This is a genomic window from Bacillus sp. 5mfcol3.1, assembly GCF_900114335.1.
Lineage (GTDB): Bacteria > Bacillota > Bacilli > Bacillales > Bacillaceae_G > Bacillus_A > Bacillus_A thuringiensis_S.
The window spans coordinates 1433082-1449488 of record NZ_FOST01000002.1; the positions used below are offsets into that span (position 1 = coordinate 1433082).

Consider the following 16407-nt stretch of genomic DNA (forward strand, 5'->3'; position numbering starts at 1 on the left):
ACAAAATAGGTGAAATCTTATCTTTACCTATTTTGTCGTTCCTTATTATTTGTAAAAATAAAATTTAAATATGATGATAATTGAATTGTAGTGTATGTTCGCTTTTCGTTTTATATGGTAAAGGAGAAAAATGTTTGTGTTAAAGAATTTTAAAATAGTGTTTTCGTATTTCCCTATCGTTTTACAGTACATTTTAAATGTAGCTTTAATTTGCTTAGGAGTTGTTCTAAGTGTGTTTCTTATGAAAGAAGTCATTCAGTTTATACAAGAACTGAAATTGGATGGTAATGAATCTAGTTATCATTTAATTGATAGTATCGTCGTATTCTTTTTGTACTTTGAATTCATCGTAATGATTATAAAGTATTTTCAAATGAATTTTCATTTTCCATTACGATATTTTATATATATAGGTATAACAGCTATTGTTCGTCTTATTATTATAGATCACGATAGTCCGTTAGATTTATTGTTATATGCCTGTGCAATCTTTGTATTAATTAGTGCGTTGTTCATTGCGAATTCTAAAATGATGCGTCGTGATTTAGAATAGTGAACATTTGTTGTTGAATTAAATAAGATATTTTATCTTTTTGCAAAAAAGGAGTAACGGTATTGAAAGAAATAATCTTAACCAGCCTCATAATGATAGGGTTTATGATTCTATTATTTAATTGTATACTTTCGTGATTTAAAAGAATAAAAGGTTAATAGAGAAAGAGGTTTTTGTAAATATGGTTCATTACAATAATCAAAATAGTTTACATTTATAAGTTTTGCATTCATAGGTATTGAAGCAATAGGGGTTGAAATTGAAGATCCCTTTGGTCAGGATCCAAATGATCTTCCGCTAGAAGGAATTTGTATAGGAGTAGAAGCGCATTTAGTGAATTTATATAATCAAAACGATCTATTAGAAGTAATGGGTTTGAATTTTGATAAAAAAATCATTTAATCATTTATTGTTGTTTTAAAATATGGTATTTAAAAAACTTGTCAAGAGTCAATTTAAGGCTTAACGTCAGCTTTATATTTTTTATATAAATATATAATATTTCTCCATGCTATAATCCATTCATGAAATATACGCGGTTCATGAGTTGTAATGAAAAGAGAAATGAATTGAGGAATAGTTGGCTTTGTGAAATCAGTTATGTAACTACTATTAAAAAGCGAGGTAAATAATATGGAACAAAAACATAATGGGATTATTTTTACTGCAATACCAGACGAATCGAATGAATATTATCAACCATTTTATGAAGACTTGATTTACTTTAATGAATGTTTAAATGAAAAGAAATCAATTGCGGATCAACTTATATCTTTATCTGTTGAAGAACAAGACTTTCATACGAGCTGTTTTGAGTATGATGATATATGGCTAAGAGATGTTGCACCGGTTGTCACAACTCATCTAGTTAAATTTAAATATAGACCCAATTATTTGCCAGATGATCAGGGGCGATATTTAGATCAACAGTTTAATAAATGGTTGAAAAAGAATGACTTTGAATATGTGAAATCCCCATTAATATTAGATGGTGGTAATCTTATTTGGAATAAAAAAGATACCGTAATATTAACAGAACGTATATTTGATGATAACGATGATTGGACAGAAGAGGAAATTATTGAGCAGTTAGAATGGGATTTAGATGTGAGCCGAGTTATTATTATTCCTGCTGAAGAAGGGGATGTACTAGCACACGCAGACGGAATGGTTAAATTTATTGATGAACATACAATGTTTATTAGTGATTTTTTAGGGGATCATGAATTTAGATATAGTGTTCAAGAGATTATTCAAGAACAAATGCCAGAAGCTGAATTTATAGTTGTTCCTTCATCATATACAGAGAAAGGACAATATGATCAAGAGATAGCATCAGCAAAAGGGTTGTATATAAATATGTTAGAATCATGTGATGCTCTTTATGTTCCTAAGTTTGGACTAGCTAAAGATGAGGAAGTTTTACGATATATTCAACAGTATACGGAGAAGCAAGTTATTCAAATTCATGTAGGAGAAATATCAACAATGGGAGGCGCAATGAATTGTTTAACGTGGTATTGTCCAAGCCATTTGTTACCTTCGAAAATGAGAAGATTGAAAAATCAGAATGAAGATTTTTCAATGAAGAAGATTTTTGATTGGTTTTAATAAATAAGTAATGAAAAGAAAATATATTCAAGGAGTATTGATATGTATACCATCGCTGAGTTTTCTCGGATTTGTAAAATGAGTACGCGGATGTTAAGACATTATGACAAAGAGGAGATATTAAAACCGGCATATGTGAATCCGGTTAATGGGTATAGGTATTATGAACAAGAGCAGCTGGAAGTAGCATTGAAAATAAAAAAGCTAAGGGAGTATAAATTTCCTCTTCCAAAAATTAAAATTGTTTTGCAGTCATCGGATCAAGATTCGTTTGTTCAACATATACAATCACAAATTATCGAGTTGTCTCATGAAGTGAAGCAAAATTTACAGGTTATTTCAGAAATGAATGAAATGGTAATGGTGAATAGTAGTCTAAATATTGCTCGTCATAGAAGTTACGATATATTAATGGGAATGAGGAACGAAGTAACGATAATTACTCAAAGAGTAAAAATAGATATAGATGATATAGATGATTATTTTTATGACTTATATGAAGAGGTACAAAAAAATAACTTTCAAATAGTCGGTTCGCCATCTGCAGTCTTTTATGATGAAGAATATATTCCAAGTAACAGTGATATTGAATTAAGAATCCCGGTTATGCAGGGGAATGATGAAGATGTAGTACAAGAATATGAAATGAAAAAACTAAGTCCACATCAAATCGTTACTACTATGCATTATGGAAGTTACGACTATATAGGTTACGCTTATATAGCGTTAGAAGAATGGGTTGAAAAAAATGGGTATGTAATAGTTAATTCGCCATATGAGGTTTATATAAAGGGACCTGAATGTGATTGTTTAGCAGAAGAGTATGTGACACAAATTTGTTTTTTAGTTACGAAAATAGAATGAGAATAAGGATTGACATTAACATTATGTCAATCCTTATTCTATGTACGAAAGCAATTTATCATAATAAAAAGGCGAAATAAAGAGTCACCTTATAAAGTTGCTACAAGTAAATGAAGATATTCCTGTTGACCTTAACACGATGTCAAAGTATAGACTGTACGTACATTCATATAAGGGGTGAACACGTATGAGAAATATAGAAAATAGTTTGTTTTATATGCCTGCGGAATGGGAGAAACATGAAGGTACATGGCTCCAATGGCCACATGATAAAGCACATAGAGGTGAAGGTTATAGAGCTAAGTTAGATGATATTTGGATATCGATGGCAAAGGAGCTTCACTATGGAGAAAATGTCCATATTGTTGTATGTGATGAAGAAGAGAAAATACATGTCCAATCGAAGTTAATGGAAGCTAATGTAAATATGGATAAAATTGATTTCTTAATTCAAGAAACTGATGATATTTGGATAAGAGATAACGGACCAATCTTTGTAACGGATAAGGAAGGGAATCGCTGCCTAACGCACTGGATATTTAATGGTTGGGGAAATAAATATCCGTACGAAAAAGACGCTAATATTCCGAATAAAATAAGTGAAATGTATCGCATTCCAAAAGGTGAATCTAGTGTCTGTCTAGAGGGCGGGGGAATTGAGATAAACGGAAACGGGACCTTAATGGCGGCGAAAACGTCTATTATAAATGAAAATCGAAATCCCACACTAAGTCAGAAAGAAATTGAAATGGAATTAACGAAATATTTAGGAGTAACGAATTTTATATGGATAACTGGTATACGCGGAGAAGATAATTATGATGAAGATACGGATTATCATATTGATGGCGCGGCACGGTTTGTAAATGAAAATACGATACTGTATGAATATGATCCTTTCGGTGAAGGAGAGCCATACCTTTTGGAGGCGTACGAAAAGCATTATCAAGAATTGCGACAAGCGAAAAATATAGATGGAAAGCCATTTCAGCTCATTCCAGTACCAGTAACAAGAAAAGTGGTAAAAGAAGCAGACTGTAAGGGTTCATATTTGAATTTTTATATTGGTAATGAAGTCGTATTAGTTCCTGTATATGGTGATGAACATGACAAGTTAGGGCTGCAAATTATTGAAGGTCAGTTTCCAGGAAGAAGAATTGTCGGTATTTATGTGAATGAATTGTATGCGTATGGTGGTATGATTCACTGTGTGACGCAGCAGCATATAGAATAGAGTAATTCAAATGAAAAAGCATGCAGAGCATATACTCTGCATGCTTTTTATAATGCTGAAAACTCCTCAACAAGTTGAGTGAATTGTTTCAATGCACTTTCAATCGGTTCTGGCGTAGTTAAATCAACACCAGCTTTTTTCAATAGGTTTAGTGGATAATCAGAACTTCCACCTTTCAGGAATTCAATATAATTTTTCTGAGCATTCGGATCACCGCTTAATAGTTTATCAGCGATTTGAATGGCAGATGCGAATCCAGTTGCATATTTGTATACGTAAAATGGGCGGTAGAAATGAGGGATTCTAGCCCATCCGTATTTTACTTCTTCATCAAATACAAGTGAATCACCGTTATATTCTTTAAATAGTTTTTCATAAATTTCACTGAAGACTTGTGCATTTAATGGTTTACCTTGTTCCGCCATTTCATGTGTGATTTTTTCAAATTCTGCAAACATAATTTGTGTAAAGAAAGTACCTTTGAATTTTTCAATAAAATGGTTAACTAAATGGTTACGCACGTTCGTTTCTGTTGCTTCTTTTAATAAATAGTGAATTAATAACACTTCATTTACTGTAGAAGCGACTTCTGCCACAAAGATAGAATAATGTGCAGAAATTCTTGGTTGGTATCCATGTGAATAGTGCGTATGCATACCGTGCCCGCATTCATGAGTAAGAGTGAACAGGCTATTTAAATCATCGTGATGATTTAAAAGAATGAAAGGATGAACACCATATACACCAAAGTTATAAGCACCAGAACGTTTTCCTGGTGTTTCTCTTACGTCTATATATCGTTTATCTTTAAAACTTTTTAATGTCTCAATATATTCTTCTCCTAAAGGAGCTAGTGATGCAATCATAATGTCAAATGCTTCACTATATGGGATGTCTTGTTTTGCACCTTCTACTAAATCGACGCCTAAGTCGTATTGTCTTAGTTCATCTACGTTTAATTTTTCTTTTCGAATTTCATTGTATGTATGTAATGTTTGAATGTTTTTTTTCGTTGTATCAATAAGGTTTTCATATACTTCTTTCGGAACCATATCGCCAAATAATGATTTCTCTAGCGCTGATGGATAGTTTCTTAGCTTCGAAACGGTAACATTATTTTTAATAGCAGCGGATAAAGTAGATGCGATGGAATTCTTTAACTGAACATATGGTTTGTAATATGCTTTATAAGCTTCTTTACGCTTTTCACGATTCGTATCTTCTATTAACTTTGCATACATTCCGCGTGTTAAGTTCACTTTTTCTCCATCGTCAGTCGTCACTTCACCAAATAATATATCTGCATTGTTTAACATACCAAATGTGTGCTGTGGAGAAGAAAGAGCTTCACCCATCTGTGATAAAATTGCTTCTTGGTCCTTATTCAATACGTGTTTTTTATAACGATATAATTCAAATAAGTCTTCTTTATAATATTGTAAGCCTTCTGTTTCTTCTATGTAAGAATGTAATGTGCTTTCGTCTATGCTAAGTAAGAAGGGGGAAAAGAAAGATTTAGCTGCACTTACTTTCACGTGTAATTGTGATACTTTATCGACAAGAGATTGCGCGTCAGTATCGCGTGTATCAAGGTCAGATTGTAATCGTGCATAAGCGAACATTAAAGATATTATGCTAGAAATTTCTTCACTCTTCGTTAAATAAGCTAATAAACTATTGCCATCGTGAATATTGCCATTAAACTCGTGTAATTCCTTCGTTAATATTTCAATTTTATGAAAATCACTTTCCCAATCTTCAATTGTATGGTAAATGTCTGTTAAATCCCATTTTTCTATATCAGCTACTTGTAATCGATCTTTAAGTTCTGTCATAATCATTTCCTTTCTAAACATGTAGTTATATTTCTATATAACTATGAAATACAACAAATTGCAAAAAATCCCTGCTGAAAATTGAAAAGCCTTGCTAAAATAACAAGGCTTACATACTTATAGTGTAATTCCAAATTTTGAATGTAAAAGGTTTGTAAATTGCATGTCTGTAACGGTTTCTTTCGTTTTTTTACCATTTTTCGCTACTGTAAGGCTATCTTTCGTTAAAGAGGCATGCCCATCTTCAGTTAGTTTTACAATAAGAGGTAGTTTATTAAAGGGTGACCCTTCATGTTCAACGATAATTTTTTGTGCTGTATTTGCTTTTTCTTCATCCACTTCTTCTATATAAAATGCATAGCCTAACGTCCAATCATCAGCAGAAGATTGATCCAAGAACTCATTGTTTTTCCGCATCTCTAAAATGTAGTTTCCCTTTTCGGTCATTTCTTTACGAATACGATAATCTCCTGTAACAGAGTGAATGACTTCACCTGAGAAAGGGACAGGGGCAAGAGGTAAGTATGATCCGAATCCTACTTCAATTAAATAAAGTTCAGTATGATGTGTTAAAACGGTTGCAATATGGCCAGAATCAACAGCCCATATGGAGTTTGTAGCGTTATAAACTGTTCCTGAAACGAGATGAACATCGAATCCAGAATCTTTCAGGAAGTAATACATAGTAGGATTGAGTTCATAACAAAGACCGCCACGGTTATTTACTAAAATTTTCTCTTTCAAATTTTCTTTTGATATTTCTTTAAAATTCTTTTCGAGAATATTTAAGTTTTCAAAAGGAACAGTTTGTGCCATTGCGTACATAATGTTAGATAAATCTTCAAATGAAACTGTGTCTTTTTCTTCTATATATAATCGTGCGAAAAATTGTTTTTGAAAGTCTGTCATAGAAATCCCTCCGTTATGTTTTTATAGGTAAATTGTAAACAATCTTGAATAGGATGTGAAATTAAAACTACGTTGAATATTTGAAGTGAGATTAAAAATAATGTGGGAGAGTGAGAGATTGCTACTTTACTAACGGTGGAACGAATATTATAATAATTCTGATAAACTATGCAAACGCTTTCTTAGAAAGGGATGGTGTACAGATGTTTAAAAGAGTAACAATAGTCGGATTGTCAGTTGTTATGTTTTTACCTAGTATATATGAGGGGAGTAAAGCATATGCAGATACAGTTAACAATGGAACGTTAATGCAGTATTTTGAGTGGTATGCTCCGAATGATGGGGATCATTGGAATCGTTTGCGTACTGATGCTGAAAATTTAGCGCAAAAAGGAATTACATCTGTTTGGATACCACCTGCATATAAAGGAACTACGCAAAATGACGTAGGATATGGAGCATATGATTTATATGATTTGGGGGAATTCAATCAAAAGGGAACAGTGCGGACGAAATATGGGACGAAAGCACAATTGAAGTCTGCAATTGACGCTTTACATAAGAAAAACATCGATGTATACGGTGATGTAGTTATGAATCATAAAGGTGGGGCTGATTATACAGAAACTGTCACAGCAGTTGAGGTAGACCCAAGCAATCGAAATGTTGAAGTATCAGGTGATTATGAAATTAGTGCTTGGACAGGATTTAACTTTCCAGGGCGTGGAGATTCTTATTCTAATTTCAAATGGAAATGGTATCATTTTGACGGAACAGATTGGGATGAAGGAAAGAAATTAAACCGAATTTATAAATTTAGGGGCATAGGTAAAGCGTGGGACTGGGAAGTGTCTAGCGAGAATGGGAATTATGATTATTTGATGTACGCGGATCTTGATTTTGATCATCCAGATGTTGCGAATGAAATGAAAAAATGGGGAACGTGGTATGCGAAGGAATTAAATTTAGATGGCTTTCGTTTAGATGCTGTTAAACATATTGATCATGAATATTTGCGCGATTGGGTAAATCATGTTAGACAGCAAACGGGGAAAGAAATGTTTACAGTAGCTGAATATTGGCAAAATGATATCCAGACTTTAAATAATTATTTAGCGAAGGTCAATTATAATCAATCTGTGTTCGATGCACCACTTCATTATAATTTTCACTATGCTTCAACAGGAAATGGGAATTATGATATGAGAAATATTTTAAAAGGAACGGTAGTTGCGAATCATCCTACACTTGCGGTTACTCTAGTTGAAAATCATGATTCACAGCCTGGTCAGTCATTGGAATCTGTAGTGAGCCCTTGGTTCAAACCGTTGGCATATGCATTTATTTTAACGCGTGCAGAGGGATATCCTTCTGTTTTCTATGGTGATTACTATGGTACAAAAGGAAATAGTAACTATGAAATTCCAGCGTTAAAGGACAAAATTGATCCGATTTTGACGGCACGAAAAAACTTTGCATATGGTACGCAGCGGGATTATTTTGATCATCCAGATGTAATTGGCTGGACAAGAGAAGGTGATAGTGTACATGCTAATTCTGGTTTAGCAACATTAATCTCTGATGGACCAGGAGGGTCAAAGTGGATGGATGTTGGGAAGAATAACGCAGGGGAAGTATGGTACGATATTACGGGTAATCAAACAAATACTGTAACAATTAATAAGGAGGGTTGGGGACAATTCCAAGTAAGTGGAGGATCAGTTTCCATATATGTTCAGCAGTAATTTGGTGATGAAAAAGAAGAGGTAGACTGAAATATAAGTTTTCCTCTTCTTTTTATATTGTGCATATTTATCCCGCTATTTGTGGTCAGTCCGATTGGTGAGGGCTTATTAAAGTTTCACTTTATTTTTCCTGAATCTTTATTGTAATAAAAGAGTTAGTCGACCTTTATAACAACAAGAGAGGCATTGGAGTATATAATGTCACCCGTGGCTTCTCTTATTCGTACTCGAAGAACATCCCCTTGATTTAAAGATAGTAAATCAGTTCTGGCGGATGTAGCTCTTATCCCAGAATCACCACCAACTCGCGTTTCGATTGCGAATTGAATGGAATCGTTTATTGTAAGATTTAATATACTAGACGATATAGCTTGTATTACAAATACAATTGAAAAGGATACAGAGTACACGCCAGTGGTATCAATTGTAATAGAATTATTTAATGGATTTATAGTAGTTCCACTAGCAGGTCCTGGAATGGTAAAATTAACATTTGTATTAACTACTGCTGAAAAACCGATTCCTACTTCAGAAGTTATTGTTCCAAATACGGGAAGGATCCCTAAACCGGTTGCGCCAGTAGGACCAGTTATTCCGATTCCGGTAGGACCTGTACCCCCAGTAGGACCAGTTATTCCGATTCCGGTAGGACCTGTACCCCCAGTAGGACCAGTTATTCCGATTCCGGTAGGACCTGTACCCCCAGTAGGACCAGTTATTCCAATTCCGGTAAAACCTGTCGCACCGGTAGGACCTGTGATTCCAGTAGGTCCGGTGGGTAATGTAAATGGTGGAATTGATGGTAGTGTGGGACCGATTAAATTTGGTTCTAGAGCAGTTCCATGTAAAATACTATATTCTTCACTCATATAGTAAACCTCCTATTATTGCTTGTCATAATTATTAAATGTATCAGGGGAAGGAAATGACATTCGCAATAGCGGAGGCGCTTCTTATAATTTCTCCTCAGCGAATATAGGTCTAATTTAAGAAATATTGAAGTGTAGAGTTGCGTACTACTGAAGTATGGCACCTTTACTTCTCACGTAACATATAGTATGATGATTTCAATAAATTAGATTTCAATGACTATAATATAAATTAATGAGAGGTGCTTTTTGTGAGTGCGGTAGGTACTAAATAGGAAAAATTTAATGAAATAAATCAGATAAGAACAGGGGATTTTTATGTATACCATACCCCTAGCTTTGTCATGGATTTATTTCAATACCTATGAAGATACCTACAATACTTTATAAAGCGTGTAATAAGGGGATTGCCATCTGTTTTTTATGGCTTATTTCCTCATATGTTATTACTCATGCCTTGTAAATGTAAAAGCTGCGGTATCCCCGCAGCTTTTTTGTATATATTTTTAATGTATAAAAATGGTAATTAAATAATGTAGAGCTCATTGGAATCTAATGAGTAGGTATCTTCATTTATGATAAAAATCAATCATAGTGAGGAGAAACAAAATGAATACGATGACTTTTGAAAAGTTACAATATAACGAATTAAAGGATATAGTGAAATCTTATTGTGTAAGTGGATTAGGTAAGGAATTAGTAAACAAATTAGAGCCGAGTACGAGTATAAAAGTAGTGAGAAATCGCTTGAATGAAACGACAGAAGCACGAGCTATATTAGATGCAGAAGGGCATGTTCCTTTCTTCGGCATTTCTAATATTGCTAGTACAATTCAAAAATTAGAAAAAGGGATGATTTTAGATCCAGAAGAATTAGTAAGTGTTTCAGATTTTTTACGTGGGTGTAGAAAGATTAAAAAGTTTATGTTAGATAAAGAATTTTTTGCACCAGTATTAGCTTCTTATGCAAATTCAATGACTGAATATAAAAGTATTGAAGAGGAAATTAACTTTTCAATTAAAGGAAATAGTATTGATGTAGCTGCAAGTAAAGAGTTAAAACGAATTCGAAATAATATCGATTCTGTAGATGGGAAAATAAAAGAACGTTTAACGAAGTTTTTAAATAGTAGTGCAAATAAGAAATTCATTCAGGAATTCTTTATTAGTAAAAAGGATGACCGTTATACGATTCCAATTAAATCTTCCTATAAAAATCAAGTTGCTGGAAGTATTATTGAAGCCTCGGCAAAAGGTTCTACTGTATTTATAGAACCGCATACGGTTACGAAATTGAATGCAGAATTAGCAGGTTTGAAAGCAGATGAAGCGGTTGAAGAGTATCAGATTTTAGCGACTTTATCAGGAATGGTGTTAGAAAACATTTATAGTATAAAGATTAACATGGAGCTAATTAGTCAGTATGATATGGTATTTGCGAAAGCGAAGTTTAGTAAATCGATTGATGGAATAGAACCAAAGTTAAACGATCATGGCTACATTCATTTAGTGAATTGTAAGCATCCGCTTTTAACAGGGCAAGTTGTACCGTTACATTTTAAAATTGGTCAAGAGTATCGTAGTTTAATTATTACAGGGCCGAATGCGGGCGGAAAGACAATTGTGTTAAAAACGATTGGATTGTTAACATTAGCTACAATGTCAGGTCTTCATATTGCAGGAGATAAAGGTACAGAAATCGCTATTTTCGAAAATGTATTCGTAGATATTGGTGATAATCAAAGTATTGAAAATGCACTAAGTACATTTTCGTCTCATATGAAAAATCTTTCTGAGATTATGAGGATGTCAAATAATAATACGTTACTTTTATTTGATGAAATAGGGAGCGGTACAGAACCAAATGAAGGTGCAGCACTTGCAATTTCTATTTTAGAAGAGTTGTACTTTGCGGGATGTATTACCGTTGCGAGTACGCATTACGGAGAAATTAAACGATTCTCAGAAATGCATGATGACTTTATGAATGCAGCGATGCAGTTTAATAGTGAAACGCTAGAGCCGCTTTATAAATTAGTTATCGGAAAATCAGGAGAAAGTAATGCACTTTGGATTGCGAATAAAATGAGCGTAAAAGAACATGTACTGAAAAGAGCGAAAGAGTATATGGGAAATAAAGAGTACGCTTTAGAAAAAGTGAATGAAAGTAAAATTAGAAAACCGAAATTTGTACAAGAAAAAAGAGAATCTCATTATGAGTACAAAATCGGCGATCGTGTTAATTTATTGGATCATGATGATTTTGGTATCATCTATAAGGAAAAAGATAATTTTTATAACGTTGTTGTATATTATAACGGTGAATTCGTTGAAGTAAATGTAAAACGTATTACTTTAGAAGTAGCAGCGAAGGAGTTATATCCAGAAGGATACGATTTAAATACACTATTTGTTGATTATAAAGAAAGAAAAATGCAACACGATATTGAGCGCGGATCGAAAAAAGCACTACGTAAAATTCAAAAAGAAATAAGAAAGAATAGAGGATAAGTTAAAATGGTAACGATTAGACAAGAACAAAAAAATGATTATAGAAAAACAGAAGAAGTCATAAAAGAAGCATTTTTAAAGGAAGAATTTAGTGATAAAACAGAACATGAACTTGTAAAACGTATTAGAGAATGTGACGCGTTTGTTCCAGAGTTATCAATTGTTGCGGTAGATGAAGATATAGTTGGTCACATTATGTTATCGAAAATTACAATAGAACAAGATGGAACTTCTGTAGAATCGTTAGCACTTGCACCAGTTTCAGTTGCTAGGGGTCATCAGAAAAAAGGAATTGGTGGAAACCTGATTGTAGCTGCATTAGAAAAAGCGAAAGAACGTGGATACGGATCAGTTGTAGTATTGGGACATCCAGAGTACTACCCGAAATTTGGTTTTAAGAAAGCAAGTGAGTGGAATATAAAAGCACCGTTTGAAGTGCCTGAAGAGGTATTTATGATAATGGAATTAACAGAAAATTCTCTTCGAGGTGTAGAAGGAATTGTACAATATTCGAGTGCTTTTGCTGAGTAGGAGTAACGGTTAAGAAATGTAATCATAAAAGATGCTATCTTTTTGTATGGATATACAGAAAGATAGCTTTTTTTATTAAGCGGATCTACTGACGTATATTTTGCTCAATGAATAATTGAGGTGGTAAAATTGATATAGAAACGTAAAGGGAGAGAATGAAATGAATAAGCGAGAAACAGATAGCAATGAGAATGCAGTTACGTTATATGTTACAAGACACGGTAAAACAATATTAAATACGAATCATCGCGCGCAAGGTTGGGCTGATTCTCCATTAGTAGAAAAAGGTGTTGAAGTTGCCACAAATTTAGGAACAGGATTAAAAGATATTCATTTTATGAATGCGTATAGTAGTGATAGCGGCCGAGCGATTGAAACTGCTAATTTAGTATTAAAATATAGTGAGCAATCAAAATTAAAACTTGAGCAAAGAAAAGATTTGCGAGAATTAAATTTCGGTATTTTTGAAGGTGAAAAACTTGAGAATATGTGGGAGGTGGTTGGAAAAGCTGCAGGCGTTGCATCACCAGAAGAACTTATGAAGTTTTCTATTCAAGAAGTGATTAATCTTATTAGAGTAGCAGATCCTACAAAACAGGCGGAAGATTGGGAATTATTTTCTACTCGTATAAAAGCTGAGATAGATAAAATTAGTGAAGAAGCTGCTGGAAATGGTGGCGGTAACGTTTTAGTTGTCGTTCATGGGCTTTTGATTACTACCTTAATAGAAATGTTAGACAGTAGCAAAACAAAACTTGGGGTGGAAAATGCTAGTGTGACGAAGATTGTATATCAAGATGGAACATATACAGTCGAGTCGGTTGGAGATATGAGTTATGTTGCAAAAGGGAAAGAAAGTGTGGAAATATAATTAAATCTCAAATAGAAATAAGAAAAGGAAGGTAGAGAAATCTAGCTTCCTTTTCATTTTGTGAATTATGGGATTAATAAAATCTTCCCTGTGCTTTTACGACTCTCTAATAATTCATGAGCAAGAGCACCGTCTTGTAAAGAGAATGTAGTAGGATTTGAAATGTTTAATTTTCCAGTTGCGATCCAATCGAATAATTGAGTAGATCGTTTTTTACGTTCTTCATAAGTGGTAAGAACGTTCCAAAGGTCTCCGCCAGTTAAAGTTTTTGAAGTATCCATAAGCATACGTGGATCAACTGGAGCAGGATTACCACCAGCCATTCCGTAAAATACGACAGTACCGCCAATTTTAGTAGCGTTAAAACTTTCCTCTAATGTAGAACCTACTGATTCATATACAAGATTTACTCCAGTTCCATTAGTCATTTCAAGTACTTTCGTATGCCATTCTTCGTTATATAAAAATACGTGATCGGCACCAGCTAATGTAGCTATCTTTGCTTTTTCTTTTGATGATGTAAGACCAATTACTGTTCCGCCCTGTAGTTTAATCATTTGAATAAGAAGTTGACCGACGCCACCAGCTGCAGCGTGTACTAAAGCTATATCACCTTGTTTTAGTTGATAGCTATCGTGCGTTAAATAATGTGCAGTTAATCCTTGTAATAAGACAGAAGCGGCTGTTTCAAAAGAAATAGAATCTGGTAGTGGGATTACTTTTTCAGATGGAACGGCAACTAGTTCTGCATTTGCAAATGGGACGTCCGCAAATGCAATACGGTCTCCTAGGTTGATAGTAGTAACGTCAGCTCCTACTTTTTCAACAATTCCAGCTCCTTCATAACCTAATACATAAGGCGGATTGCCAGCAAGATGATAATCGCCGCGGCGTCTATAAATATCAGCGAAGTTTAATCCGATTGCTTTCGTGCGGACAAGAATTTCATTTGGACTTATGATTGGATCGTGTATTTCTTTATAGTGTAGAACATTAGCGTCTCCGAATGTTTCGAAACAAAGTGCTTTCATATGGAATACCTCCATTTATATTGTTTATAGATGTTCTTTATCATACAATACAAATATCAATAGACAAAGAGGATTATTTCGATGGAATCAATCGAAAATATCGATTGAAAAGAGGGATGATAAATGGAAATAAAACAGTTAATTACATTTAAAGTAGCGGCACATACTTTGAACTTTACACAAACTGCGAAGAAATTAAACTTTGCCCAATCGAGCGTTACAGCACAAATTAAAACATTAGAGGCTGAGCTCGGTACACCACTATTTGAGAGATTAGGGAAACGTCTTTTCTTAACTGAAGCAGGTAGGAAGTTTCAACTATATGCCGACAAGATGATTGCACTCAGTAACGAAGCGAAAATGGCTGTGAAAGATGATGAAGAAATAGCAGGTACGTTAATAATTGGTGCACAAGAAAGTCAATGTACATACAGACTGCCTTCTATATTAAAGAAGTTTAAAGCACAATTTCCTCAAATAAAACTTATATTTAAACCAGCACACTCCAATAAAGATGCGAAGGAACAATTGATGGAGGGGAAAGTAGATCTTGCATTTATTTTGGACGAATGTAAAACAGAAGATGTTTTACATGTGGAACCACTTATGAAAGAAGAATTAAAAGTAGTAGCTGCTCCTACGCATCGTTTACTTGAACAACCTTCAGTTTCTATAAAAGATTTAGAGAGTGAAACACTTTTACTAACAGAATTAGGCTGCTCGTATCGGACTTTATTTGAAGAGCTATTTCGCTGGGAAGATGTATATCCAGCAAATAAAATTGAATTTGTTAGTGTTGAAGCAATTAAACAATGTGTTATTGCAGATTTAGGTATAGCCGTTTTACCAGCGATAGTAGTAGAAAAAGATATACGGGAAGGGACGTTAAAGGAGTTGATGTTAAACGAAACAATCTCTCCGATTTATACGCAAATCGCTTGGCATAAAGACAAATGGATGACAGTGCCACTGCGACAATTTATTGATGTAACGAGGGAGTTTTTTACAACAGATTAAGTGGAGAAATATTTATTTTATATAAAAGAAAAAATGGCAATTTTGTATAAAGAACCGATGCTTGAATATAACAAGTATCGGTTCTTTTATGTTTTAAATATAGAATGCTATAAAATGTGTATTTCTCAACTTTTTTTCTTACAAGGATAAGTAAAATTCTTCGTATATTCCAATAATCATAAGGGAATTTACAACGTTTATTCGTTTCTGTAAGATGCCTCTAGGAAGTGTGAAAGGAGGACTTACATAGCGGTATAGCTTGTCTTTAGTATACGTACTTATTGTGAGGAGGAATTTAAAATGTTTAAAAAGTTAATGAAAGTATGCGTGTTAAGTGCGGCAAGTATAGGTGTATTATTTAGTTTTCAAGGAAGTACATTTGCAGCTACTGATTTAAGTAGTTATTATGACGGGAAAAATCCAGCAACAACGAAAGTATACGGGGGAAGTACGACGTGTGATGCAGATGGATTTAATGCAAAATCTACAGCTGTATATGAAGGTAGTAAAAAAGTAGGGACAGTGTATTTACGTTACAGTAATAAATGTCATGCAGCATGGGCTAAGTTTGTTTTAGATCAACCAGCACCAGCTGTTTCGGGAGGAGTGTACGCGTACGCTGTTGTGAATAAATACAAAAATGGTGTATTCCAAAAATCAGTTACTTCTAATCAGGGGAACGGCACAATAAAAACAGGTCAAACGAGCACTTATACAGGAATGGTATTTGATTTAACTGCTGATTTCGGATACACAGCAGATGCTGAAGCAGTTACGTTTAATAACGGTTACGGGAAAACAGCACGTTATTAATAAAGGAGTGAAA

At 33.9% G+C, this 16407-nt stretch carries 14 protein-coding genes and 1 pseudogene; 11 read left to right on the top strand and 4 right to left on the bottom strand.

Annotated features, from left to right (window positions below; genetic code table 11):
* The first annotated feature begins 136 nt into the window (after window positions 1–136).
* From psiE to BM089_RS16785, 5 genes and pseudogenes are all read left to right on the top strand, one after another.
* A complete protein-coding gene (psiE, locus tag BM089_RS16765; protein WP_000916570.1) occupies window positions 137–553 on the top strand; it encodes a phosphate-starvation-inducible protein PsiE in 417 nt (138 codons plus the stop codon).
* 210 nt (window positions 554–763) lie between these two features.
* Window positions 764–955: pseudogene (locus BM089_RS16770) on the top strand (bestrophin family ion channel); the annotation flags it as partial.
* Window positions 956–1186: 231 nt separating this feature from the next.
* Window positions 1187–2164 carry an agmatine deiminase family protein gene (locus tag BM089_RS16775; RefSeq protein ID WP_000435524.1) on the top strand — a complete coding sequence of 326 codons (978 nt, stop codon included), beginning with the start codon at window positions 1187–1189 and terminating at the stop codon, window positions 2162–2164.
* Between the two features lie 42 nt (window positions 2165–2206).
* The gene (locus BM089_RS16780) at window positions 2207–3028 is read left to right on the top strand and encodes a MerR family transcriptional regulator (RefSeq protein ID WP_000287980.1); all 822 of its coding nucleotides are present in this window, start codon (window positions 2207–2209) and stop codon (window positions 3026–3028) included.
* A gap of 187 nt (window positions 3029–3215) precedes the next feature.
* The gene (locus BM089_RS16785; RefSeq protein ID WP_090977481.1) at window positions 3216–4262 is read left to right on the top strand and encodes an agmatine deiminase family protein; all 1047 of its coding nucleotides are present in this window, start codon (window positions 3216–3218) and stop codon (window positions 4260–4262) included.
* Between the two features lie 47 nt (window positions 4263–4309).
* Here the strand turns inward: BM089_RS16785 and pepF are convergent, their stop codons facing one another.
* Both pepF and BM089_RS16795 read right to left on the bottom strand, forming a co-directional pair.
* Entirely contained in the window at window positions 4310–6097 is a 1788-nt protein-coding gene (gene pepF, locus BM089_RS16790) for an oligoendopeptidase F (RefSeq protein ID WP_090977482.1), read from the bottom strand.
* Window positions 6098–6214: 117 nt separating this feature from the next.
* A complete protein-coding gene (locus BM089_RS16795; protein WP_000129221.1) occupies window positions 6215–7006 on the bottom strand; it encodes an arylamine N-acetyltransferase family protein in 792 nt (263 codons plus the stop codon).
* A gap of 203 nt (window positions 7007–7209) precedes the next feature.
* Between BM089_RS16795 and amyS the strand changes: the two genes are divergently transcribed.
* On the top strand, window positions 7210–8751 hold the full coding sequence (gene amyS / locus BM089_RS16800) for an alpha-amylase (RefSeq protein ID WP_072939243.1): 1542 nt from the start codon (window positions 7210–7212) through the stop codon (window positions 8749–8751).
* Window positions 8752–8906: 155 nt separating this feature from the next.
* Here amyS and BM089_RS16805 read toward each other — a convergent pair whose 3' ends face one another.
* Window positions 8907–9620: an exosporium leader peptide-containing protein gene (locus tag BM089_RS16805; protein ID WP_025117954.1), complete on the bottom strand. Its 714-nt coding sequence runs from the start codon at window positions 9618–9620 to the stop codon at window positions 8907–8909.
* Between the two features lie 609 nt (window positions 9621–10229).
* Here BM089_RS16805 and BM089_RS16810 point away from each other — a divergent pair.
* The 3 genes from BM089_RS16810 to BM089_RS16820 all read left to right on the top strand — a co-directional run bounded on the left by BM089_RS16810 (window position 10230) and on the right by BM089_RS16820 (window position 13533).
* Entirely contained in the window at window positions 10230–12131 is a 1902-nt protein-coding gene (locus tag BM089_RS16810; RefSeq protein ID WP_072939237.1) for an endonuclease MutS2, read from the top strand.
* Window positions 12132–12137: 6 nt separating this feature from the next.
* Complete coding sequence (locus BM089_RS16815) at window positions 12138–12662, top strand: GNAT family N-acetyltransferase (protein ID WP_075718569.1); 525 nt, start codon at window positions 12138–12140, stop codon at window positions 12660–12662.
* Between the two features lie 160 nt (window positions 12663–12822).
* On the top strand, window positions 12823–13533 hold the full coding sequence (locus BM089_RS16820) for a histidine phosphatase family protein (protein ID WP_075718567.1): 711 nt from the start codon (window positions 12823–12825) through the stop codon (window positions 13531–13533).
* Between the two features lie 65 nt (window positions 13534–13598).
* Here the strand turns inward: BM089_RS16820 and BM089_RS16825 are convergent, their stop codons facing one another.
* A complete protein-coding gene (locus BM089_RS16825) occupies window positions 13599–14564 on the bottom strand; it encodes a quinone oxidoreductase family protein (protein ID WP_000645266.1) in 966 nt (321 codons plus the stop codon).
* A 123-nt stretch (window positions 14565–14687) separates the two neighbouring features.
* On the opposite strand from BM089_RS16825, the gene BM089_RS16830 reads away from it, so the two are divergent.
* Entirely contained in the window at window positions 14688–15581 is an 894-nt protein-coding gene (locus BM089_RS16830; protein ID WP_072939218.1) for a LysR family transcriptional regulator, read from the top strand.
* Window positions 15582–15881: 300 nt separating this feature from the next.
* A complete protein-coding gene (locus tag BM089_RS16835) occupies window positions 15882–16394 on the top strand; it encodes a YjfA family protein (protein ID WP_000473732.1) in 513 nt (170 codons plus the stop codon).
* The last annotated feature ends 13 nt before the right edge of the window (window positions 16395–16407 follow it).

Excerpts from the sequence above, each read along its gene's own strand:
- BM089_RS16775 (WP_000435524.1), top strand. The coding sequence starts at position 1,187 with ATGGAACAAAAACATAATGGGATTATTTTTACTGCAATACCAGACGAA.
- BM089_RS16780 (WP_000287980.1), top strand. The coding sequence starts at position 2,207 with ATGTATACCATCGCTGAGTTTTCTCGGATTTGTAAAATGAGTACGCGG.
- BM089_RS16785 (WP_090977481.1), top strand. The coding sequence starts at position 3,216 with ATGAGAAATATAGAAAATAGTTTGTTTTATATGCCTGCGGAATGGGAG.
- pepF (WP_090977482.1), bottom strand. The coding sequence starts at position 6,097 with ATGACAGAACTTAAAGATCGATTACAAGTAGCTGATATAGAAAAATGG.
- BM089_RS16795 (WP_000129221.1), bottom strand. The coding sequence starts at position 7,006 with ATGACAGACTTTCAAAAACAATTTTTCGCACGATTATATATAGAAGAA.
- amyS (WP_072939243.1), top strand. The coding sequence starts at position 7,210 with ATGTTTAAAAGAGTAACAATAGTCGGATTGTCAGTTGTTATGTTTTTA.
- BM089_RS16805 (WP_025117954.1), bottom strand. The coding sequence starts at position 9,620 with ATGAGTGAAGAATATAGTATTTTACATGGAACTGCTCTAGAACCAAAT.
- BM089_RS16810 (WP_072939237.1), top strand. The coding sequence starts at position 10,230 with ATGAATACGATGACTTTTGAAAAGTTACAATATAACGAATTAAAGGAT.
- BM089_RS16815 (WP_075718569.1), top strand. The coding sequence starts at position 12,138 with ATGGTAACGATTAGACAAGAACAAAAAAATGATTATAGAAAAACAGAA.
- BM089_RS16820 (WP_075718567.1), top strand. The coding sequence starts at position 12,823 with ATGAATAAGCGAGAAACAGATAGCAATGAGAATGCAGTTACGTTATAT.
- BM089_RS16825 (WP_000645266.1), bottom strand. The coding sequence starts at position 14,564 with ATGAAAGCACTTTGTTTCGAAACATTCGGAGACGCTAATGTTCTACAC.
- BM089_RS16830 (WP_072939218.1), top strand. The coding sequence starts at position 14,688 with ATGGAAATAAAACAGTTAATTACATTTAAAGTAGCGGCACATACTTTG.
- BM089_RS16835 (WP_000473732.1), top strand. The coding sequence starts at position 15,882 with ATGTTTAAAAAGTTAATGAAAGTATGCGTGTTAAGTGCGGCAAGTATA.